Raw genomic sequence first — 22,135 nt, 5'->3', positions numbered from 1 at the left:
TTCTGCCGCAGCCGCAGGAACTTTCGCAGCAAAATTCCGTTCGGGTTGGGTCTTGTCGCGAGGTGTTTGATGGACGTGTTGAATTCCTTATTGCAGTCGACTGAACCCTGCTCTCCCCAGCAAGCTCCCCTTATCTGTTTTTCCCATTTACGATGGGATTTCGTGCTACAGAGACCGCAGCATCTGATGCAACGGTTTTCCCACCACCGGCAGGTCTTCTTCTTCGAGGAATTCATCCCGACCGACCACCACCTCGCCTACCTGGAAATCCACCCTTTCGAGGGGACAAGCGTTAAAGCCATCCGGCCGCGTGTACCGCACTGGTGGAGCGAGGCCGAACGCGAAAGGGCGCTCGGCAGGCTGCTCGACGACCTGATAAAGCTAAACGGCGAACATCGCCCAGTTTTATGGTTCTACACGCCGATGATGTTCACCTTCGCGCGCCATGTAGATGCGGCAGCCGTGATCTATGACTGTATGGACGAATTGGCCAATTTCAGGTTTGCGCCGCCCCGTCTGAGGGAAACGGAAGATGCGCTGATCGCGCGCGCCGACGCCATATTCACCGGTGGTTTCAGTCTCTACGAGGCGAAGAAGCATCGGCATGATAACATCCATGCCTTTCCGTCGAGCGTCGACGCACATCATTTCCGGAAAGCCCGTGACGTTCAGGCCGACCCGCCGGATCAGGCCGCCATCCCGCATCCGCGTCTCGGCTACTACGGGGTTATCGACGAACGACTCGATCTTGACCTGATCCGTGAGACGGCAGCAGCGCGCCCGGATTTTTCGTTCGTGTTCCTTGGCCCGGTGGTCAAGATTTCGCCTGCGGATCTGCCACAGGCGGCGAACATTCACTATCTCGGGCAGAAGCGATATGCGGACCTTCCCGCCTACCTGTCGGGCTGGCAGGCAGCGATCATGCCGTTTGCGCTGAACGAGGCAACCCGATTCATCAGTCCAACCAAGACACCTGAATATTTGGCCGCAGGCCGGCCGGTGGTTAGCACCAGAATTACAGACGTGGTGCGTACCTATGGTGACGTTGCCGGTGTGTTCCTGGCCGATGGTTCTGAACAGTTCGCGCAAGCCTGCGACGCCGCGATAGCGCTTTCACCTACAGGCGTCATATGGATTTCGAAGGTGGACGAGATCCTGTCTCGCTCCTCCTGGGATGCCACCTTCAGCTCCATGTCAAATCTTGTGGAACAAGCGGCGGCGCGATCCGGCATTTCCGTTGTCTCGAGGGAAGCGTCCTTTTCGTTCCAACGCCGCGGGCTTCGCCGATCTTACGACTACCTGATCGTGGGGGCCGGATTTGCCGGATCGGTGATGGCGGAACGCCTCGCTTCGGACGGCCATTCGGTCCTCGTCTGCGATCGACGGCCGCATATCGCCGGAAATGCTTACGACCATCGCGACGAGGCCGGCATCCTCGTGCACAAATACGGTCCACATATCTTTCACACCAATAGCAAGGATGTGTTCGCATACCTTTCTCGTTTCACGGCTTGGCGAGACTATGAACATCGGGTTCTGGCGCAAGTCGGAGATTTAAGGCTTCCAATTCCGATCAACCGCACCACGCTCAACGGGCTTTTTGGTCTCGATCTTGCAAACGAGACAGAGGCCGCACAATTTCTGGCGAGCCGCGCAGAGCCCTGCGACCCAGTTCGCACCTCGCGTGACGTAGTGGTGTCGCAGGTAGGCGGCGAACTCTACCGCACCTTCTTCCAAGGCTACACGCGCAAGCAATGGGGTCTCGACCCGTCAGAACTCGACCGCTCCGTCACTGCGAGGGTTCCGACGCGCACCAGCGACGACGACCGCTATTTCCTGGACACGTTTCAAGCGATGCCGCGAGAGGGCTATACGCGAATGTTCGAGCGAATGCTTGATCATGAGAACATCACAGTCCTGCTCGAAACCGAATACGCCAACCTGCGCCGCGACGGCCTGACGGGCCATACGATCTTCACAGGCCCGATCGACGAATATTATGAGTTCTGTTTCGGGCGCCTGCCCTATCGCAGCCTCGAATTTCGGCATGAAACGCATGACGTGCGACGGCTCTTGCCCGTCGGCGTTATCAACTATCCTTCCGAGGACAAGCCATACACCCGCATCACCGAATACAAGCACCTGACCGGTCAAGTGCATCCGAAGACGAGCATCAGCTACGAGTTCGCTTGCGCCAAGGGCGACCCCTACTATCCGATCCCCAGGCCCGAAAACCAGGCGCTCTACCGACAGTATGAAGCCCTCGCCCGGGAGGAGCGCGACGTCACATTCGTGGGCAGGCTCGGTACTTACAAGTATTACAACATGGATCAGGTTGTTGGACAGGCCCTAGCGACCCACCGGCGACTGCGGACACGGCTGGGAACTGGCGTTGGGGTCGATGCTCAGCTTGACTAGGAAAGCGCAAATCGTTCTGGCGACAGACAGTCTCGATCCGTCCGGGATGGGCGAGCACATGCTCGCACTGGCGCGTGGCTGCGCTTCAGAATGGGATGTGACGATTGCCCTGCTCGGGGAAGACCGCAACGGTCTTCTGCCCCGTGCCGCGCGTTTCGGCATAAAGATTCGGCTTGCTCACAACCATGAGGATTTCGCCGACTGGCTTTCCCAGGCCGACACCGATCTTTTGCATGTCCATGCGGGAATAGGCTGGGAGGGGCTCGAGCTCACCGCTATCGGCGCCGCGCAAGGCATTCCGGTCATCCGCACCGAACACCTGCCCTATCTCCTGACCGATAGCCGGCAAAGGGAGAGCTACCGTCTCCATGCATGCGACGTTTCCCACCATATCGTCGTTTCGGATGCTTCAAGGCACAGTTACAGCTCCCACATCGCAGCGGATCGGCTGTCGGTGATCCGCAATGGCATCTTTGCGCGTCAGCCGACCGCGGCATCGACGAGCCTCAGACAAGATCTGGCACTCGACAACGCGACTGTCCTGCTGACCGTCGCTCGCCTGACCGCGCAAAAGGATCATGCGACCCTGATACGTGCCCTGCCGCATATTTTGACGCGACATCCAACCACCCTCCTGCTGCTGGCAGGATCGGGCGAGGAACGGGAGACCCTGACGGCACTCGCCGAAGATCTGGGTCTGGCCGCACATGTCCGTTTTCTTGGCCAGCGCACAGATATCGCCGAGCTTTTCGAAGTGAGCGATCTATTCGTGCTGCCGTCGCTGTTCGAGGGACTGCCGCTGGCCGTTCTGGAGGCGATGTCGCTCGGCACGCCTGTGGTCGCGACGCGCATCGGCGGTACACTCGAGGCGCTCGGCGAAGATCATCCCTACTTCGCGGTGCCCGGCGACGCTAATTCGCTTGCCGACACTATTCTGCTGGCGCTTGCCGATCCGGACCGGCTGGCTGCCGTCGGCGCAGCCGCAGGCGAGCGCTTCCGACAGCACTTTTCTGCGGATCGGATGGCGGCGGAAACCGGGGCGATCTACAGCCGCTATTCAGAAAAATCAGGCCCAATGCAAAAGGATCTCTCCATGCAAAAGACTCGTCTGGCCTTTATCGGCGTCGGCGGCATCGCGCAACGGCACCTCGACATCATTGCCGGCTTCGACGACGTTGAACTGGTCGGCTTCGCGGATCCTGATCTTGGGCGGGCGGATGCGGCGGCGATGCGGTTTGGAGCAAAGGCCTTCGGGCATCATCCGGAGATGCTGGATGCGGTCCGCCCGGACGCCGTGTATGTCTGCGTGCCGCCGTTCGCCCATGGCGAGCCCGAACGCGATCTCGTCGCGCGTGGCATTCCGTTCTTCGTCGAAAAGCCGGTGGCGCTCGATCTTGCGACCGCAGAAGAAATCTCAGCAGCCGTCACCGCCCGCGGCTTGATCACGGGTGTCGGCTATCACTGGCGATATCTCGACATTGTCGATGAAGCGCGGGCGATATTGGCCGACAATCCCGCCCAGCTTCTGTCCGGTTATTGGCTGGATTCGACCCCGCCGCCGCAATGGTGGTGGAAGGAAGACAAGTCGGGCGGCCAGATGGTCGAGCAGGCAACCCATCTTCTCGATCTCGTGCGTTTCCTCGTGGGCGAAGTGACCGAAGTCTACGGTCGCGCCGGTCATCGCGACCGGCCGGACTTTCCCGGCCTCGATGTGCCGACGGTGACGACCGCCAACCTCACGTTCGAAACCGGCGTCGTCGCCAACATCGCGTCGACCTGCCTGCTCGGCTGGAACCATCGCGTCGGCCTTCATATCTTTGCCGACCGGCTGGCGATCGAGCTGACCGACCGGGAGATAATGGTCGATGTCGGGCGCGGACGTCCAGTCCGCGTCGAAGATGGCGACCCGGTCTGGCGCGAGGACCGCGATTTCATCGACGCGGTACGCGGCGGCGAAAACCGCATCCGCTGCCCCTATGCCGAGGCTCTGGCGACGCATCGGCTTGCGCTTGCCGTCATGTCCTCCGCGAAATCGGGCCAGGCCATCAGGCTCGATCCGCCGCACACGCGCCGGCCGGAACCGGCTCCGCTGCAAGTCCAGCCCCGGCCGGAAGTGCCGCCGCCCGGACTAGCGCCCGGTCATCGCAAGATCCGCTCGCTCGGCGTTGAGGCGCCGGGCCGCCCGTATTTCTTCGAATACGAGGAAGGGCCGCCCGGCGACGGGCAAGTCCGTCTCGACACGCTCTATACCGGCCTTTCAGCCGGTACCGAACTGACCTTTCTCAAAAACACCAATCCCTATTTCCGATCGCGTTTCGACGGCGAGCGCGGCGCCTTCATCGACAACGAGCCGGACCTGCATTATCCCGTGCCGTTTCTCGGCTATATGGAAGTCGCGCGCGTTTCGGAATCGCGTGCGCACGGCTTTTCCGAAGGGAATGTGGTCGCCACGACCTATGCCCACAAGTCCGGGCACACCGCCAGCCCGTTCCATGACCTGCTGGTGCCGATGCCGACGGATGTGGATCCGCTGCTAGGTGTGCTTATCGCGCAGATGGGCCCGATCTGCGCCAACGGCATCCTGCATGCCGATGCAGAGGCTTTCGGCGCGCAGGTGCCTTTCCTCGGCGCGGGCGTAAAGGACCGTCCTGTCATCGTCATCGGCGGTGGCACGGTGGGGCTGATGACGGCGCTGTTCGCGCGGGCGCTCGGTGCCTCCGACGTGGTCGTGAGCGATCCATCCGAGTTCCGGCGCGCCAAGGCGGAGGCGATGGGGTTCACGGCGATGACGGAGGATCAGGCCTGGCAACATGCCAAGGCGCGCTGGCATGACGGTGCGATGGGCCGCGGCGCCGACCTGGTGTTCCAGACCCGGGCGCAGTCAGCGAGCCTGCATACCGCACTGAAGGCCTTAAGACCGCAGGGAACAGTCATCGACCTCGCCTTCTACCAGGGCGGTGCCGACGCCTTGCGGCTGGGCGAGGAATTCCACCATAACGGGCTCAATATCCGTTGCGCCCAGATCAATCGCGTGCCACGCGGGTTGGCCACGCTGTGGAACCGCAGACGGCTGGCGCTTGCTACCGTCGATCTTCTCAGGAAAGAGGGCGATACGATCCGCGAGCACATGATCACCCATGTCATCCCGATAGATGATGCGCCGACCTTCCTGACCGATCTCATCGAAAACCGGCCAGACTTCCTGCAGGTCGTTTTCAAGGTGGGCGAATGACAGAGGAAACGCCACCGATCCGCATCCTGTTCGTATTCGCCTGGCTGGTGGTCGGCGGCGAGGAAACGGAAGTGCGGCTGCTGGCGGGAAACCTCGACCCGCAGCGCTACCGCATCGATGTTGTCGCCTGCTTTCGAAAGCCTGGCATGCCGGAGCAGACGCACGAACAACTCGCAGCGCTCGGCGTCGATGTCGATACGACGCCCTATGAGCTGTCATTCGAGGATACGGTCGGCTACTTGGCCAACAAGATCCCCGGTTACGACGTCGTGGTGTCCTGCCAGAACGTCGCCGACATTTATCCGGCGATGGAGCGTCTGCACCTGCGCGCCCCGCTGATCGAACATGGCGGCCTCGTTTCGGAGGCGCTCGCCGGACCGAAGCATTTGACGAGTCGGTATGTCGGTGTCTGCCGTTCAATCCGGGACGCGGCGGCATCCCGGATGCCGGGGCGCGAACATCACGCAGTCGAGATTCCGTCCATGGTCGACCTGGCGACCTTCAATCCATTGTTGCGCGAGGCGGTCAGGCGAGAGCTCGGTATCGCGCGCGACCAGACGCTGGTTGGCTGGGTCGGCCGGCTCGACCCCAAGAAGAATGTCGAGGACTTCATCGAGGCAGCGGCCCTCGTCGCCCTTCGCGAAAGTCGAACCCGTTTCGTGATCGTGGGCGGCCCGGACGCCTTCATGCCGAACTATGCCGACCGCCTGAAGGCGCTGGCACGGCAGCGCGGACTGGCGGGGAAACTGCAGTTTCTAGGAGATCGAAAAGATGTTCCTACCCTTTTGTCGGCCTTCGACGTCTTCGTCTGGCTGTCGCGTGGTGAAGGCATGCCGCATGTAATCGCCGAGGCCGGCGCCGCATCACTCCCGGTCATCGCGACGCCCGACAACGGCGCTCTGCAGCAGATCGAAGACGGGATCTCCGGTGTTTTCGTTCCCTACGGCGACCCGGAAGCCGTGGCGAAAAGCATCTGCAGACTGATCGATGCACCGGCGCTTCGACGCGCGCTGGGAGATACGCTGCGGCGAACCGTAGAGAAACGCTATGCCACAGAAGCCGTGATTCCGCAGTGGGAGAGGCTGTTTTCCGATGTGTTTGCAGAAAGGCAGGCGTCCGGACCGACCGGCTTGTTTCAATCCTTCCTGCAGGGCGGCTTTGAATGCTCGACCCACCGGCTTCGCCGCCGCGAGAGCGAGGACACTGGCCGCCGCCTCGACATGATCGCGGCCATCAGCCACGACCTGCACGCTGCGCAGGATTATCGTCAGCTGGCGGAATTCGGCATCCGCACCGTTCGCGACGGCTTTCGCTGGCACCTGATCGACCGGGCCGGTCGCTACGACTGGTCGAGCATAAGGCCGATGCTGCAGGCGGCGAATACGACCGGTACGCAGGTAATCTGGGATCTGCTTCATTACGGCTGGCCAGACGATTTGGATATCTGGTCGCCCGGCTTTGCCGACCGTTTTGCACGATTTGCAGGCGAATGCGCCAAGATCGTTCGGGAGGAAAGCGACGCGGTGCCGTTTTATTGCCCCGTCAACGAGATTTCGTTCTTCTCGTGGGGTGGTGGCGATGCCGGTTATCTGAATCCGTTCGCAAATGGCCGAGGGTTCGAACTTAAAGCGCAGCTAGCGCGCGCCGCGATCGCCGCCATGGAAGCGATCCTCGCCGTCGACGGGCGGGCGCGTTTCGTCCACTGCGAACCAGTGATCAATGTCATCACCGACCCATCCCGACCGTGGGAACATGGCGTCGCAGAGGGCCATCGGCAATCCCAGTTTCAGGGTTGGGACCTGATTTCAGGCCGCATCTGGCCACAGATCGGCGGCCAAGAGCGCTATCTCGATATTATCGGCGTCAATTACTACTTCAACAACCAGTGGGTTCACGGCGGTCCGCCGATCGACATCGGTCATCCGCTTTATAAGCCGTTAGGCAGGATCCTGATCGAAACTTTTGCCCGATATGGCAAACCTCTGCTGATCGCCGAGACGGGAATCGAGGATGACCGGCGGGCGGCATGGTACTGTTATGTTGCTTCTCAAGCCCGCGACGCCATGCGCGCTGGCGTGCCATTGGAGGGCCTTTGTCTTTATCCGATCGTCAATCATCCTGGATGGGACGACGATCGAATGTGTCACAACGGCCTGCTGTCGTCAGATGTGGAGTCCGGACGGCGGAGAGCTGAGGAGGCATTGTCCTCTGCGATCCTTGAGAATCTGACAGGTTTGTAGTTCGCCCACGAGCAATACCTATGGATATCGAGAACTGACTAGCCGGTTTCACTGAAGCTACCGGGGACCGACCAGCGAAGTTTGAAGTTGGATGTCAACAACTGATTTCCCAGACTTGTAGCAAACGGATCCAGAGCATGATCACGTCTGGTCGCGACTGCGCCTAATCTCATACTGGTCTTGATGGGACTCGAACCGTTGGCGCGGCACTGCGTTCGCCGGTCTGGATAAGCGCCTCTGCAGGCATCCCGGGGAGGAGTTTGAGGTGGCCAAGTTTTTCAACCTCATCGGGACTCACTCAACGCCGGATCAGATAATAACTCATCCCTGAGCGCTGATCTGTTATCAAATCTGCGGCCACCCGTTTGTTATAAGCATTCAGCTCTGGGGTTGTGCGCAGGCTGAACGCAGACATTCGTAGGACTGCGGACTGGCCGAGATGAATCTGGTCAATATCTTTCGGCATAACCTGGACCTCAAGTGCCAAGTCATCGTCCTCCGGTACGATCAGCATGATCGGGTCGGCGGGAGTCACGACAACGCCAACCGTGTGTACGGTAAGCTCGTGTACGGTGCCGGACTGCGGTGCAACGATAGCCTGAGCTCGTCTTCAGCAGCAATCCTACGCTCAATGAACTTCCCGAGTTGCGCCTGAACTTCTAGCAGCTCCCGGCCGACTTCTGTTCCGAAGTCCTGATCGATCCGCAGAAGTTTGTGTCGTTAATACGCTCCAATGCCTGCGCCTGAAATGCGGTTTTTTCGCCGCGCTCCCCGCCGAAAGTCGCAACCTGTGTTTTCAGGCCGTCCAGTCGCTGGTCCGAGACTATGCGCTGTTGGCGAAGCGATGATAGCGCGACAATTTCCCTGTCGGAATACTTCGATACCCTGCCTGAAGGCACCCCCCTGCGCTTTCAGTCCTCTGATTTTGTGCTCTTACTGGCTGATGCGCTCGCATAGCTGCGCCTTGTGCCCTGTCCTCGATTGCCGGCGAAACTCGAAAAGTCGCGTTTCGCTAAGCAAGGCTGATGCAACGTCCGGGCTCTCCTTTTTTGTCTAATAGATACTCTGGAAAGCCGACGGCCTGAAGATCGTCGCGCTCGACCTCCAGCCTTGCCATTCGAGCCGTCAGATCATCAATCTTCCGTATTATTATTGCAAGATTGGCATGCGTCTCTGTGGCATCGAGCGTCAGGACGACCTGACCGCCATGTACAGCTTCACCTTCTCGCACCGAGATCTCTCCGACGACTCCATCGAATGAACAATTGAGAAAATCCTGATGTGAAAGGGCTCGAACCGGCAGTCCCGGCATTGAGTTGGCTATGCTGGACATTCTTCTCCCGAAATTGGCTGTACCTTGCGCTGCGCGATCCATCCTATGATCGTTGGAACCTTGTTTGAAGGCGCTCGTTTTGTCCCGCTACGTCAACGGCATCACACGGGAGAGAATCACGATGGCTACTGCCGAAAAGTCGACCAAGGATAACAAGGCGTCGAAAACTGCCGCCAAGAAAACCGCGCGCGCGTCTGGCACGAAGAGCACCGCCGCTAACACCGACACGCGCAAGAAGCGTGCGCAAGCGGTCGCGACCAAGTCCGCCGCTCGAAAAGAGACATGGGCCTCTGCGAAGGATGATAAAAGCCTCTCGGACCTGTTCGAGCACGCGCTCGGTGACATTTATTACGCCGAGAAGAAGATTTACAAGTCTCTGCCGAAGATGATCAAAGCCGCGGATCATCCTGAGCTAGTCGAAGCTTTGACCTCGCATCGCGAGGAAACGGCTGGCCAGATCGAGAAACTCGAGGCGATCTTCGAGCTTCTTGGCAAGCGCGCCAAAGCTGAGAAGTGCGACGCCATCGACGGCATCCTGGAGGAAAGCGAAAGCCTGCTGGAAGATTTCGGCTCGAGCGTTGCGGCAGACGCTGCGATCATCTTCAGCTGCCAAGCCATCGAGCACTACGAGATCACACGCTACGGATCAATGCGTGCGTTTGCCGATGCTCTGGGGATGGACGAAGCTAAGCAGCACATCGAAGACATCCTCGCCCAGGAGAAGTCTGCAGATGCGAGCCTTACGGAACTCGCCGAAGATTCAGTGAACGCAGCCGCAACCGAGTACGACGACGAATAAGTCGTTCACTCCAAGAAAAAGAGGGTTGGTCAGGATGAACGCTGACCAACCATTTTATCAGGTCCTAAAGTAAGAATAAACCTCAGCTGGATGCCAGGCGTTTGTCCTTCAGCGTTATAGGCTAGGTCCACCAAGAGTTTCGCTAAAAGGCGAGCACTGGCGGGGATCGCCCGGCAACGTCGATTGCTCGGGTTGGACCTTCACGAGCGGCATTCACACGAGTTCGATAGCGTCTGCCATCATTGACTTGGCAGCTTTCGCGGAACGACGGCTACGAGCTGGCCGCATCACTTCCGAGATAAGAGATCGAGCCACGATCTGTCCGAGCTCGGCGGCACTGGTGATGCCTTGAATAAAGGGCCGCTTGTGCAGAAGGTAAGAAACCGCGGGGACATATAGACGCCGAACCGGCTTGATTCCGGCAATGAGCGGTCGACATTGCTCGTCGACATCTATACCGCCAGTACGCCTCAAATTTCCACGCGGCGTGACGGTTCGCGCTTGCGATATCAGTCCGGCGTCGCGCAGCGACGGGAACGGCAAATCACCCGCCGATAGGGCTTTTTGTCCCGTCGCGTCGATAAAGGTATCGAACTGCAGCGTGCCGTCCTCGAAAGTGACGGTAGCACCGCGTTCAACATTGTCGGTTACGATCTCTGATCGGTCGCCAAGCTTTACAATATTCAGCCTATTGGCATTACGGAGCGCAATCAGGCGCTCGATCGATAGATGAGGTACAGTGGCATAATCGTCGGCAAAAATGCTCTTGAACGACCGGTTAAATCGGTCAAGATCTTCGGCCGTAAAATAGCTGACTGCAGCTTCAATGATCTCGTGCGTGAACAGGATCGCATACCGCCATGCAACGGTGTGTTTCGCTGCATAGTTTTGTTTGGCTTCATCGAGGTTAGATGCCGCCCATTCAAAAGGATCAAATTTGTCCCTGACGCCGTAATAGGCTGTTGCAAACGTGTCTACCGTCAGCTCATCAAGCCCGATAAGCTGAGCATATTCCGGGTCGGCGACCAAAATTTCCTCCCGGAAAAGGTCGAACACATCGTCGAGCAGACCGCTGCTGCCAAGCGCCATACGGGCACCCACCGCTTGCGCCGTGCAGATCAGCGGGTCTTCGTAAGGTATCGGAAAGAAGAAGTCCGCCTCAGGGAGTAGCCCTTTACGCGACATCATCGACACCTCAAACCCGTCGTGACCATCCTTGATCTGGTAGTCTAGGTATCCCTCGGCGTTTCGATTGAAGTGGCCAAACGATGTCGCAACCGTCATTACCGCATCAATGGCACTGAGCGATGTGCCAAGCACACCGATTTTGCCGCTCGGGATCGACTGCAGCGCGGTTGCGGGCCATGGGGCGGCAAAGTAACCCGGCGACGTTTCGGGCGCAGACGGGAAACTGTGCCCCGTCGCTACGATCACATAGTCGAAGAGCTCGAGGCTCGCATCGTTTCCGTACCTTACAGCGAAATGACTACCACTAAGCGCGATGTCTGCGACCTCACAGCCCTCGCGGATGAAGATCGTATGGTTCGCTTTCTCACCCAATGCGACGATCGTCTCGAACTGCGCCCGGAAATAGTCGCCGATGACGACACGTGGGTAGAACGCACGATCAGATATGTCGATGCGTTCGATCTCGAATTCAGACAGATATTCGTCGGATTGTGCGGCGAACCAGGCAACAAGGGTGTCGGGAAGATCCGGAATTTCGATGCCTGGGATGTTCGACAGCATCGCAGGATCGTTGATCCCACGCTGGTAGGGCGTCCCCTTGCCGGCGACGTCCGACGCTTCCAGGATGACGATTGCCAATGGTGACTTAGACTTTATTAGATCTTGCAGGGCATAAAGAGCCGTCGGGCCGGACCCGACGATGGCGACGCGTTTGCGCATTTGGGACTCCAGCAGCGCGGGACGCACTGCGCAGCTATCAAACGATTACATCGATCGCCTGTTCCAGCCTTGGCTGGTCTTTCATTGACGACAGTCGCGAAAAAGCCATTTACGCCTTGAACAGAAATAGAAGGCAAGCGTATGAAGCTTTTCATGTTCTACATTGGCGGCGATTGCGGTGGATCGAACATCGAGTTGCATGACATCCGGTTTTCGATCGGAGAGAACGCAGAAGCCTGCTATGACGACTTGCGGCAGCAATGGTGGGGCGATCCAAAAAGTCTTCACCTCGATTGCTGGGGCGAGATCACCCAGGCGGATGGATTCGACATTGATCTGATGACCACCTCACCCACAGACACTGAAGAAAAGTTGTTCTTCCTCAATCTCGGAGGATATGACGCCAACGCGTTTGGGGAGATCCACAAGAACGTCCTTCTCATCGCTTCCGACGCGCGAGCTGCCACTAAGAAGGCATTGTCGCAAGTCCGGCATTGGACGTTGCCCCATAAGGACAACGTCTTCGAGGTGGAAAAGGCGATCGACGTCAGCGCACAAGCAAAGCACTATGGATACTCGATCCGGTTGACAAAAGCTCTGGAGGAACGGCCGTTCGAATTCGTCTGCAAATATCTCAGGCTAGCTTAGCCTATATATTTCCGGCGCAGGTTCGATGCCGGACACCTTCATCGCCCCACGCATGATGACCGATAGCTTTAGCACCCATCTAATAACGGTTGGCCGTTCCCGGAGATTGTATCAGAACTATGCGCGAGCAAGCAGTGTCAACGATTTTGAGCTTCGTCGCAAGTCGACAGTCAGGCACGACCTGTCCGAGCGAAGTCGCACGAAGCCTCGCAAAGGATAACGACACTCCGCTCGACTGGCGCATATACATGCCGGTTGTTCACGACGCAGTCGATGCCCTTATCGAGCGAGGAGAGATCGTTCTGACATGGAAATCGGTTGCTATGAAAGAGCGAATCGGCCCCTACAGAATAAGTGCCCCAAGACACGGTCGCTAAAACGAACGAGTACTGCCAGTCACGCCTGTGCTCGCGCAAAGCCGCTTCCACGTACATGGAGCTTCGCGTCAACGAGCACGCAGAGGTGCCTATAGTCATCCAGTCGCAGAGAGCTTCGTCGTCGCGCGATTAATGTAGTCAACCAAGGCGCGAGCAGCGGCGAAGGATTTGACTGTTTCCTCGACCAAGTCGGTAGACGTTAACAACTGGTTTGAAACGCTGCGACACGCGCCGAAGTGCTTGAGATTGAAGAAATCGAGCGCATCGTGATTTTTTAGATACCCCCTGCCACATATTTCATGCCCGCCGGTCAAACCGTTCGGGAAATATTTCTGAAACAACGGACCTTCCACGATACCTCGCCATTTGCCGGTGTGGCTCGCAATTGTTTGCCGCAAAATGCGAGCGAGCCGAGGAGGCGGAAGTATTGCTCCCCCTCCGCTGTAAGAGGAGCCGGGGGAAATCTGCATAAAGTAGGTAGCAGCCGCGTTTCTCGATAACGAGACTAGGACAGTGATCGACCCGATACCGTTCAAAACAGTTGATCTCGCTAGGCATTTTCGTGGGTCGCTGTTCGCTTGTGCGACACGGGGATCCACCAATCCAGCGCTCGCGACGAGTTCCAATGTGAATTCGGTCAGGTTCCTGCGGGCAAGATCGAGACGAGTTTTGTTGTCGCCTATCCACTCGGCGCTTTGATTTCTAGACGCCTCGGACAAGAACTCCAAGGTTGGCTGGTCTATCATCGTATATTCCGTGTGGGACAAGCGGCTGCTATGATCAGCTAATAAAACATAAACGGAACGGAAATATGTCAGACGGCGAATCTGTTTGAATTGGCCGGCTATAAGCCGAAAGCCGTACATACCTTTTAAGGCTGCCCAGAAAAGTCCGCGAATTCGTTAGCAGGTCAAATCTAACTCGCGCCGCTCGGCGATGTGGGCACTGATCTGATTCAAGCGTACGAGGTGACATGCGAGATAGCGGTGATGGACCGGATTATTCCCTGTGAGTTTGCGATAGCTGTTGATGATCTCAATTAGGTCGGTACGGTCTTGCTCAAGTTTCGCGATATCCAGGAAAGTCATCTACGCCCTCATCGATTTGTGTCTCAAAACGGAGCATGATGAAAGTAGTTGCGTCGGTCCTAAAAGCAGGGTGAACCATCTATTAAGGTGGCTTGACGGCAGCTACGGTCTTGGGACAGCTCTAAGGAGGTCGGCTCAATAATTCGGCAACTGGGACGCCACAGTCGGCCCACTATTTTTGCTCTGGTGAAATGAAATCATATGGGTACGCTCCGTCTGAGTGAGCTTTCTGAAAACGAGATGACCAAAGGCTGGATGCTGTTGCCCTCCGTCTTCATCAGGGCGCGGAGTGCGCCGCTGTGAGAAGATCTATTCCGTCTGCTTTAAGTAACTAACTGACGAGCGGTTATCGACATCGATTAAAACTGGCTCTGGAACGGAAAATCTCACGGGGCGTTCCCACATCACTCACAACATCGTGAGCTTTGTGCGAGGGCGCCCCAATGACTGAACCCGTATCCGTAACGCACGCCAGAGGCGTGGTATCTGATCCCTACCTAAATTCGGCATACAACAAGGTATCGTGGGGCGCGATTTTTGCCGGCGTAGCGGTCGCGCTGGTTACCCAGCTTCTGCTCAACCTACTAGGTGCTGGGATTGGTGCTGCCGTCATTGATCCCGCGTCTTATGATAATCCGAGCGCAACGACGCTTTCCGTCAGCACTGCCGTCTGGTTCTTCGTGAGCGGCTTGATCGCTTCCTTCGTTGGGGGCTACGTCGCAAGCCGTCTTTCTGGCCGTCCGGTCAAGTCGACGGGTGCCCTGCATGGTTTGACGTCTTGGGCCGTGACGACCCTCGTCGTGGTCTATCTCCTCACGACGTCTGTAGGTGCGCTGATGGGTGGCGTATTCTCAGGCCTTGGTAGCATGGTCTCAGCTGCCGGCTCGACCATCGGCACTGCAGCGACAACGGCTGCGCCGGCGCTTGCCACGAATGCCAACCCTTTGTCAGGGATCGAGCAGCAAATCCGCGACGCGAGCGGTGGCAACGATCCGGCAGCTTTGCGTGATGCCGCGACTGCGTCTGTGCGCGCAGCTTTGACAGGCGACCCTGCGAAGGCCGAAGAAGCACGCAACCGTGCAGCCGACGCGCTCGCCAAAGCCCAGAACATTTCCATCGACCAGGCAAAACAGCAGGTTGCGCAGTACGAGCAGCAGTACAAAGATGCATTGGCTCAGGCCAAACAGCAGGCAACTGAAGCAGCACAGGTCGCTGCAACGGCGTTCTCCGCTGGCGCAATTCTCGCCTTTACCGCCCTTGCCGTCGGCGCAATCGCCGCATGGGTCGGCGGTTCAGTCGGAACAGCTCGCGAAGTCCGCGATACCGAGCTCTATAACACACGATAACAAACAGAGAGGAAACAACAGATGGGTATTTTTGACCGTATCAAACACGCTTTGTTCGGCGAAGCGAATGCGGCAGAGGCAACAACGCGGCCGCAGAGCGCAACGCCTTCCTCGGGCATTTCGTCTTTTGGTCAGCCAGCTACAGCTGGCGGTCCGGCTCAGTCGACTCCGGTCACCCCAGGTCCTGTGGGCGCCACCACGCAGCCGGGTTCTATGGCAGCGGAACCGACGCCATCTGCCAGCCAATCAACTGGCAGCAATGACATCGAGGCCATCCTTGATGAGGCAGTGGCAAAATCGGGCCAGCGATTGAATTGGCGCCATTCCATCGTCGATCTGATGAAGGCGCTTGGCATGGACGCCAGCCTTGAGGAGCGAAAGGAACTCGCGGGTGAGCTCGATTACACTGGCGATCTTCACGACAGCGCCACAATGAACACCTTCCTTCATAAGGCTCTTTTGAAGAAGCTGTCGGAGAACGGCGGCAAGGTCCCGGCCAATCTGCTGGACTGACGAGCTTCGCGAAAAAAAGGCCCGCCATTGGCGGGCCTATCTACATTGACTTCGAGCAAACTAAGGCGCGTCAGGTTTTGTCGACAACCTTCTTCACGGCGTCCTTGGCTTCGCCCTTTGCCTGCTGGGCATCGCCCTTAGCTTCTTGGGCCGCGCCCTTCGCCTGCATGTTGCGATTGTTGGTGGCGTCGCCCACGGCCTGTTTCGCCTTGCCGGCCAGTTCGTTAGCCTTGCCGGATACTTTATCAGAGGTGGAACCCATAGTCGGATCTCCTGATTTATAAGCGGCTACGCACGATTTTCCCAAGTCGCCATCCGGTCATCGCCGGGAAGGTCCATTAGTCATCCGTTTCACGATCCGCTTGAAGATTAAACCCACACCTTTAAATCTTGTTCCGCGAGTGGGGCCCATCATTTATATCGTCTAAACCCGCGTGCGCTTCCATCTCTGATCAGTCGCGTTACGACCGGCAAATCATGGCCGTTCGCTTTTAAATCAATTTCGCCGGGAACTTTATTCGCCTCCACCCATTTCCGTGTCTCTTCAGGAGACGAGTGATGTCCATTTCTGCCGAAACATTTTTCAAGCCAGGACGTGTATCGGCTCTTACCACGCTGACCGCGAAATCCATCCTCGACAAAATGTCCACAGAGCGCGCTGAGAAGAATGCGCTCCTTAGGGCACTGCGCCTGGCGGAAATGCCTGTCCTCTGAAAGAGCCGTTGGCCAACCCGCTTCGCTTTCGCCTGATCACGAATGAACTGAAATGCAGTGGTAACCACGATGGGTCGGGGCAATGCCTCGACCCTCTTTTATTCACCATGAGGAACGGACCATGACACAAAAAACGCTGGTAGAAGTATCCGTGCCGCAGGCCGATGGAACCACTCTTCCATACGGCATCATGAACGCCGATCAGGCAGCTGAACTCTGCGACGACACGTTTCAGAAGGACGTTGCGCATGAGCTGCCTGGCAAGGCGGACGGTCAGACGATGTTCGAGACAATTTGAGAGCTCGTCATCACTTCAACAGATCCTTTCGCCAGTTCACGCGTTCTCCTTCTGCCGAATGTTTCACAGCGTAAGGAGAGAAGGCAATGGACCACGATAAGGCAGCCTGCAACGAATGCGCATTCTTTGAAGACCATGGAACCGAGCGGCAGCACACCGATGAAGGTGGACTCTGTCGCTTCAACCCGCCGGTCACCCAGCCCGACGCTAACGAGCGCGGCTTGTGGCCGGTGGTTGCCACCAATGACTGGTGCGGGCATTTCGCGCCCGAGCATCGGGCAATGTGAACAGACAGGGGCGGCCGACGGGCCGCCCTTTTCGTTAGCGCGTCAAGCCGAAAATGAATCCGAGGCCTGCCGCAATAGCGACTGCCGCAAACGGACGATCACGGATTTTGCTTTCGAACGTCGTTTTGACATCGCCGTTGGCGTAAGCAGGGTTCGCTCCCAATCTTGTCGTGTGCGTAGCCGATACTGGATCCGATGCTAGGAAAGTGTCTTCGAGACCTTCATCGAGGTTCCGGCTCCCCGAGACAATGGCACGTTGTTCTCGCAGGTAGGAATCAGCGGCTGGGGATGGTGATGTTTCTGGCGGCAAAACGGCTCTCCTTTGTTATGGGTTGCAACAATCGAGGAGCGTGTACTTTGTTCCCGCTAAATGCTCCTTCGGAACTCGAAACGCTGCGAGCCACTATGTCACAGGCATTCGGTGCCTCAGCCATATTCCCTGCCTGTCTATCGCTCACTTACCGACCGTATGTCGTGAGACATGCGGCTCGGTTGAAACGAGAGCATGAAGTCGGTCGGCCTCTAGGCATCTTCAGCGTCCATGATGACAACCGAGCGTAGCGGAATGGTCTTGATCACACCGCCGTCAGCGCTGGTTAGTTCAAAACATTCCGAGCGTATCGGCTCGCCGGATCGGACTTTCTGGCTTGCAACCTCACGAGCGCCGAGTTCGGCTTCGCGGATAGCCGCCTCGTCGGTCGGCAGTTCGCTTCCCTCGGGATCTTTCTCCAGCACACCGTTAGCGCGGTAGTTGAAAAAGTATCGTGGCATATTTCACCTCCGTTGCATCGCGGTATCTGAACCGCAGCAGAACGACGTTGTTCCCAAGAAACCGGTTCTACTCTGCTAGAGATCGGGACGAACTAGATGCGCCGGGGAACATCTACGTTATGGTCACTGAGCGCAAGGCCCTAAAGCGCGGCATCCGCTGCGCCAAGCATTGAGTTGATTCGCTGTTGCGACGGACTCCCGCTACCGAGAGCAGTCCTCATTTTTCGAGTTACTCAACGATCAAACCGTCGAGACCGCTGGTCTGGATTTTAGCCATCGCAGCACCCGAATTTCCTCATCATCCAACCACTGCATTAGCCGTTCGCTCCTGCTCTTAAGCTTTAATACGTCCCCCAGCATCCCCGACTGGAAATCCTCAAACACCGCCGGATGGATGTAGGATGAGCGGCAAACGGAGCGTGTGTTCACGAGCTTTGCGGCAACGGAATCAATCGCTTCGTTTAGCTGGCGGTTCAGTTCGCGCTTTGTAGCGGCCGCCTCTAGAGCCGCCAAAGCCTCGACGGCCATGCACGTGGCACCCCAGGTTCGGAACTGCTTCGAGCTGAAGCTATCGCCGGTGACCTCACGAATATAGTCATTGACGTCATGCGAGGAGATCGCGCGGCGTCCGCCTTCGTCGCAGACGTATTGAAAAAGATGCTGACCTGGCAGCTCTTGAAGTTTGCGGACCACATTTGCGATGCGACGGTCGCTGTGTGCCAGGTTCCACTCCTTGCCGGACTTGCCCCTAAACCGAAACCTCAGGCTGCTTCCCTCCACCTTGACATGGCGGCTTCGCAAAGTCGTTAGTCCGTAAGACTTGTTAGCCTCTGCATAGGCCGTGTTACCAACGCGGATGTAGAGGTTGTCGAGCATCCAGACGACCGTGGCCAGAGCTTTGTCCATTCCCAGACCGCGGGAGCTTAGGTCTTGCTCTACGCGTTCGCGCAAGTCCGGCAAACGGTTGGCGAAATCGACCAGCCGTTCAAATTTCGCTATACCGCGTTCGGCATGCCAGTCTGCGTGGTAACGATACTGGCGACGTCCTCGCGCATCTTTGCCGATTGCCTGCAGATGCGAAAAAGGGTTCGTCGAGATCACAACATCTGTGTAGGCCGGAGGGATAGCTAAGGCATTCAGCCGCTTGATCTCTTCGGCTTCCTTTATCCGTCGCCCATCCGGACGATAATAAGCAAAGCCTTTCGCGCCAACCTTACGCGTGATCCCCGTTTCAAGGCCAGGGACATAGACAAGCCCTGAGGCGAGCTTTGCTTCCGCGGCAATCGTGTCGATCTTGGTGATGATCTGGTTCATACCGCCATAACTCGCGGACGGCATGGCTGTTCCGGGTCCAAGGATCGTCGCGCAGCTATTTCCTGCTACGAATTGAGGTGTGGCTTGGCGACATACGGCAGGTTGTCGGGTATCGCTGTTATGCGGAAAGCTTTCCGATCTGAAGAATGTCCTCGCGGAACCGCGCCAGCTCCTCGTCCCGCCTGACCTGATCGGGAATTCGCAAAAGGTAGGAGGGATGAACGGTCACGAACAATGTCCGCGTCTCGTCCATGACGATTGGTCGGCTGCGAACGTCTTCAAGGCGATCCTTTCGATCCGTGAGCGCGAACAGCGCTGTCGCTCCCATCGCCACGACGAGCGACGGTTTTACCAGATCGATCTCCTGCGTCAGCCACCACCTGCACTGCTCCACTTCCCCCGCGTTCGGGCGTTGGTGAATGCGACGCTTGCCTCGTGGCTCGTACTTGAAGTGTTTGACGGCGTTGGTGACATAGAGGCCTTTCCTGTCAAGGCTGGCAAGCGACAGAGCCTCGTCGAACACGCGGCCGGCAGGTCCGACGAAAGGTCGGCCGGCGAGGTCCTCCTGATCGCCCGGCTGCTCGCCGACAATCATGACCTTTGCGTGAACCGGCCCTTCCCCAAACACCGTCTGCGTTGCCCGACAGTAGAGATCACAACGCATACAGCGCCTCGCCTCCTGTCGAAGCGCCTCAATCGTGCCGGCCTCAGTCGCTGGTGCGTCGGGCACGCGGGCAGCAGCCTCTTGAAGCCGATGATGAAAGGGAAGAGGTTCGGTTGCTTGCCGCTGCCCCATCTCGATGAGCTTGGCTGCCGCACCTGCGATAAGGCCTGGGATGAGCTCTGCCTCCGGCAGGTTCTTCCAATACTTCTTCGGCATCTCCGTCATCATCATTTTCACCTTCAACCGAGCGGGATTGAAGATGGAAGCGTAATAGGTGCGCCAAAGCTCATCGGTTTCGTCAGAAATTTCAGGCTTTTGAGCAGGCTCGGTGGACGTGAGCAAGGTTTGTCCATCCCAGGATGCCGAGCCGCGCGGCGTTGCGATGATCCAGTCCATGTCGTTGAAGCGGCGTTGAAAGAACGGTGCTACTCGAGCAACAATAAAATGGTCAGGCTCGAACCAAGCAAGAAACCGTCTTCTGCCGACAACACCCGTCGGCAAAGGCATTTCCTTGAAACGCACGAAGGCCGTCATCTTATGGTAATCGCGGCCGATAGACTTCTGCATGCGGTGAGCCAGCGCAACGTCGACATCCGTCTTGACCTCGAGCAGTCGCCTTTCCTCGCGCAATCGAAAGACAAGTCGATAGAGCAAAGCAAAGCGGCTAGGATCGGAGTGGCAGATGATCGAATCCGCAAGTCGAAGGAAGGCAGGCTGTACCGATATCTGAGGAGATGCATTTGCAGACATCGCTGGAAGCGTGCTCAGATCCGTCGTGCCGCTTGTTCCAGCACCGAACAGCCCTCGATCTTCGTTCTTGAGCCGCCAATCAACCGCTCTCGGTTCGATGCCGGCTTGTAGGAACTGCCGAGCCGCATCGCGCCACTCCGCTAGGTCGCCTCGTCCTTCAAGAAAGCAGGTTTCGGTCATAGCAGTGACAGTTGTTCCGGCTTCGGCATGAACATCGATCGCAGGTCGGTGCGATCGACCAGCCGATGCGGCGTCCAACCTTCAGCGACGATGAACGTTTGAACCTTCTTCAGCGACACACCGAGCCGCCCAAGATCTTCAAGTCGCAGGCGCTTCAAACGCCGTGTCGACAGGATCGACTTGACAGTCTTGGTGCCAAACCCGGGGACGCGCAAAAGGGTCTCCCTATCGGCGCGGTTGATGTCGACCGGAAAGCGGTCGCGGTGCCCCAATGCCCAGGCCAGTTTCGGATCAAGGTCGAGATCGAGCATGCCGTCTGGTCGTGACGAGGTGATCTCCGAGATGTCGAACCCATAGAAGCGGTAAAGCCAATCTGCCTGATAGAGACGATGCTCACGCATCAGCGGCGGCTTTATCAGCGGAAGGTTTTTTGACGAGTCTGGGATGGGGCTGAAGGCCGAATAATAGACACGTTTGAGGCCATAGCTGCCGTAGAGCCGCGCACTGGTTCCCAGGATCGTCGCATCGTCGGCCGCATCGGCCCCGACGATCATCTGGGTGCTTTGTCCGGCTGGAGCAAATTTCCTGCGCCGTTTGGTCTGCAGCGTTGGCTCAGCCATCTCCTCCATTTTAAGGCGCAGATTGCCCATCGACTGGCGAATGTCGTCCGGGCGCTTTTCCGGCGCAAACTTGCTGATGCCGGCATCCGTCGGCAATTCGATGTTGATGGAGAGGCGATCGGCATAGAGCCCAGCTTCCTCAATCAGATGCGCCGATGCCTCCGGAATGGATTTGAGGTGAATATAACCCCGGAAGTTATGGGTGGTCCGCAGCTCCCGGGCAATGCGCACCATCTCGTCCATGGTATGGTCTGAAGAGCGGATGATGCCTGATGAGAGGAACAGACCCTCGATATAATTGCGGCGATAAAACTCTAAAGTCAGCCAGACGACTTCTTCGACGGAGAACCTGGCACGCTCGACATTGATCGAAGAGCGGTTGATACAATACGCGCAATCATAGATGCAAAAATTGGTCATCAGGATCTTGAGAAGAGAGATGCAGCGACCATCCGGAGCATAAGAATGGCAGATGCCGGACCCCTCTGTCGAACCCAGGCCGCCGGTGGCTGCTGAACTGCGCTTTACGGTCCCGCTCGACGCACAAGATGCATCGTATTTGGCCGCGTCCGAGAGGATGGCCAGACGTTCCTTCAGCGACTTCTTCATGAGATGTTCACTAAACGTTCTGGTGG

The 22,135-nt window shown here is 57.7% G+C and carries 21 protein-coding genes; 11 read left to right on the top strand and 10 right to left on the bottom strand.

What is annotated here, in order from left to right:
* Window positions 1-186: 186 nt before the first annotated feature.
* The 3 genes from glf to AC2GXZ_RS30635 are packed head-to-tail and all read left to right on the top strand — an operon-like array spanning window position 187 to window position 7,890.
* On the top strand, window positions 187-2,418 hold the full coding sequence (gene glf, locus AC2GXZ_RS30645; RefSeq protein ID WP_483763038.1) for a UDP-galactopyranose mutase: 2,232 nt from the start codon (window positions 187-189) through the stop codon (window positions 2,416-2,418).
* A complete protein-coding gene (locus tag AC2GXZ_RS30640; RefSeq protein ID WP_483763049.1) occupies window positions 2,411-5,650 on the top strand; it encodes a glycosyltransferase in 3,240 nt (1,079 codons plus the stop codon). Before glf ends, AC2GXZ_RS30640 begins: the two co-directional genes overlap by 8 nt.
* Window positions 5,647-7,890: a glycosyltransferase family 4 protein gene (locus AC2GXZ_RS30635; protein WP_483763037.1), complete on the top strand. Its 2,244-nt coding sequence runs from the start codon at window positions 5,647-5,649 to the stop codon at window positions 7,888-7,890. Before AC2GXZ_RS30640 ends, AC2GXZ_RS30635 begins: the two co-directional genes overlap by 4 nt.
* A 298-nt stretch (window positions 7,891-8,188) precedes the next feature.
* Here AC2GXZ_RS30635 and AC2GXZ_RS30630 read toward each other — a convergent pair whose 3' ends face one another.
* Window positions 8,189-8,404 (bottom strand): beta-barrel domain-containing protein, encoded by a 216-nt coding sequence (locus tag AC2GXZ_RS30630; protein ID WP_483763036.1) that lies wholly within the window; start codon window positions 8,402-8,404, stop codon window positions 8,189-8,191.
* A gap of 498 nt (window positions 8,405-8,902) precedes the next feature.
* Window positions 8,903-9,223 (bottom strand): hypothetical protein, encoded by a 321-nt coding sequence (locus AC2GXZ_RS30625; protein ID WP_483763035.1) that lies wholly within the window; start codon window positions 9,221-9,223, stop codon window positions 8,903-8,905.
* Window positions 9,224-9,344: 121 nt separating this feature from the next.
* On the opposite strand from AC2GXZ_RS30625, the gene AC2GXZ_RS30620 reads away from it, so the two are divergent.
* Entirely contained in the window at window positions 9,345-10,022 is a 678-nt protein-coding gene (locus AC2GXZ_RS30620; protein WP_483763034.1) for a YciE/YciF ferroxidase family protein, read from the top strand.
* Window positions 10,023-10,235: 213 nt separating this feature from the next.
* On the opposite strand, the gene AC2GXZ_RS30615 is transcribed toward AC2GXZ_RS30620, so the two are convergent.
* Complete coding sequence (locus AC2GXZ_RS30615; protein ID WP_483763033.1) at window positions 10,236-11,930, bottom strand: FAD/NAD(P)-binding protein; 1,695 nt, start codon at window positions 11,928-11,930, stop codon at window positions 10,236-10,238.
* 141 nt (window positions 11,931-12,071) lie between these two features.
* On the opposite strand from AC2GXZ_RS30615, the gene AC2GXZ_RS30610 reads away from it, so the two are divergent.
* Complete coding sequence (locus AC2GXZ_RS30610; RefSeq protein ID WP_483763032.1) at window positions 12,072-12,578, top strand: DUF1543 domain-containing protein; 507 nt, start codon at window positions 12,072-12,074, stop codon at window positions 12,576-12,578.
* A gap of 119 nt (window positions 12,579-12,697) precedes the next feature.
* Window positions 12,698-12,955 carry a DUF3253 domain-containing protein gene (locus AC2GXZ_RS30605; protein ID WP_483763031.1) on the top strand — a complete coding sequence of 86 codons (258 nt, stop codon included), beginning with the start codon at window positions 12,698-12,700 and terminating at the stop codon, window positions 12,953-12,955.
* Window positions 12,956-13,050: 95 nt separating this feature from the next.
* Here AC2GXZ_RS30605 and AC2GXZ_RS30600 read toward each other — a convergent pair whose 3' ends face one another.
* Both AC2GXZ_RS30600 and AC2GXZ_RS30595 read right to left on the bottom strand, forming a co-directional pair.
* The gene (locus tag AC2GXZ_RS30600; protein ID WP_483763030.1) at window positions 13,051-13,701 is read right to left on the bottom strand and encodes a DUF2461 family protein; all 651 of its coding nucleotides are present in this window, start codon (window positions 13,699-13,701) and stop codon (window positions 13,051-13,053) included.
* A 156-nt stretch (window positions 13,702-13,857) separates the two neighbouring features.
* Window positions 13,858-14,043, bottom strand: a complete 186-nt coding sequence (locus tag AC2GXZ_RS30595; RefSeq protein ID WP_483763029.1) for a hypothetical protein — start codon at window positions 14,041-14,043, stop codon at window positions 13,858-13,860.
* 443 nt (window positions 14,044-14,486) lie between these two features.
* On the opposite strand from AC2GXZ_RS30595, the gene AC2GXZ_RS30590 reads away from it, so the two are divergent.
* Both AC2GXZ_RS30590 and AC2GXZ_RS30585 read left to right on the top strand, forming a co-directional pair.
* The gene (locus tag AC2GXZ_RS30590) at window positions 14,487-15,389 is read left to right on the top strand and encodes a PhnA-like protein (RefSeq protein ID WP_483763028.1); all 903 of its coding nucleotides are present in this window, start codon (window positions 14,487-14,489) and stop codon (window positions 15,387-15,389) included.
* Window positions 15,390-15,410: 21 nt separating this feature from the next.
* A complete protein-coding gene (locus tag AC2GXZ_RS30585) occupies window positions 15,411-15,902 on the top strand; it encodes a DUF3597 domain-containing protein (protein WP_483763027.1) in 492 nt (163 codons plus the stop codon).
* A 70-nt stretch (window positions 15,903-15,972) separates the two neighbouring features.
* Here the strand turns inward: AC2GXZ_RS30585 and AC2GXZ_RS30580 are convergent, their stop codons facing one another.
* Window positions 15,973-16,164 carry a CsbD family protein gene (locus tag AC2GXZ_RS30580; RefSeq protein WP_483763026.1) on the bottom strand — a complete coding sequence of 64 codons (192 nt, stop codon included), beginning with the start codon at window positions 16,162-16,164 and terminating at the stop codon, window positions 15,973-15,975.
* A 296-nt stretch (window positions 16,165-16,460) separates the two neighbouring features.
* On the opposite strand from AC2GXZ_RS30580, the gene AC2GXZ_RS30575 reads away from it, so the two are divergent.
* The 3 genes from AC2GXZ_RS30575 (at window position 16,461) to AC2GXZ_RS30565 (ending at window position 17,201) form a co-directional block, all read left to right on the top strand.
* On the top strand, window positions 16,461-16,616 hold the full coding sequence (locus AC2GXZ_RS30575; protein ID WP_483763025.1) for a hypothetical protein: 156 nt from the start codon (window positions 16,461-16,463) through the stop codon (window positions 16,614-16,616).
* 121 nt (window positions 16,617-16,737) lie between these two features.
* Window positions 16,738-16,914 carry a hypothetical protein gene (locus AC2GXZ_RS30570; RefSeq protein ID WP_483763024.1) on the top strand — a complete coding sequence of 59 codons (177 nt, stop codon included), beginning with the start codon at window positions 16,738-16,740 and terminating at the stop codon, window positions 16,912-16,914.
* Window positions 16,915-17,000: 86 nt separating this feature from the next.
* Window positions 17,001-17,201: a hypothetical protein gene (locus AC2GXZ_RS30565; protein ID WP_483763023.1), complete on the top strand. Its 201-nt coding sequence runs from the start codon at window positions 17,001-17,003 to the stop codon at window positions 17,199-17,201.
* Window positions 17,202-17,723: 522 nt separating this feature from the next.
* On the opposite strand, the gene AC2GXZ_RS30560 is transcribed toward AC2GXZ_RS30565, so the two are convergent.
* The 4 genes from AC2GXZ_RS30560 to AC2GXZ_RS30545 all read right to left on the bottom strand — a co-directional run bounded on the left by AC2GXZ_RS30560 (window position 17,724) and on the right by AC2GXZ_RS30545 (window position 22,109).
* Entirely contained in the window at window positions 17,724-17,972 is a 249-nt protein-coding gene (locus tag AC2GXZ_RS30560) for a DUF6894 family protein (protein ID WP_483763022.1), read from the bottom strand.
* 240 nt (window positions 17,973-18,212) lie between these two features.
* Window positions 18,213-19,286, bottom strand: coding sequence for a DNA topoisomerase IB (locus tag AC2GXZ_RS30555; protein ID WP_483763021.1), 1,074 nt, complete (start codon window positions 19,284-19,286; stop codon window positions 18,213-18,215).
* Window positions 19,287-19,404: 118 nt separating this feature from the next.
* On the bottom strand, window positions 19,405-20,880 hold the full coding sequence (locus AC2GXZ_RS30550) for a UdgX family uracil-DNA binding protein (protein ID WP_483763048.1): 1,476 nt from the start codon (window positions 20,878-20,880) through the stop codon (window positions 19,405-19,407).
* Entirely contained in the window at window positions 20,877-22,109 is a 1,233-nt protein-coding gene (locus AC2GXZ_RS30545; RefSeq protein WP_483763020.1) for a putative DNA modification/repair radical SAM protein, read from the bottom strand. Before AC2GXZ_RS30545 ends, AC2GXZ_RS30550 begins: the two co-directional genes overlap by 4 nt.
* Between the last annotated feature and the right edge of the window lie 26 nt (window positions 22,110-22,135).

The organism is Aliirhizobium sp. YIM B11859, from assembly GCF_057163345.1.
The sequence above is the reverse complement of the archived record's forward strand: the minus strand, read 5'-3'. Positions and strand labels throughout refer to the sequence as shown.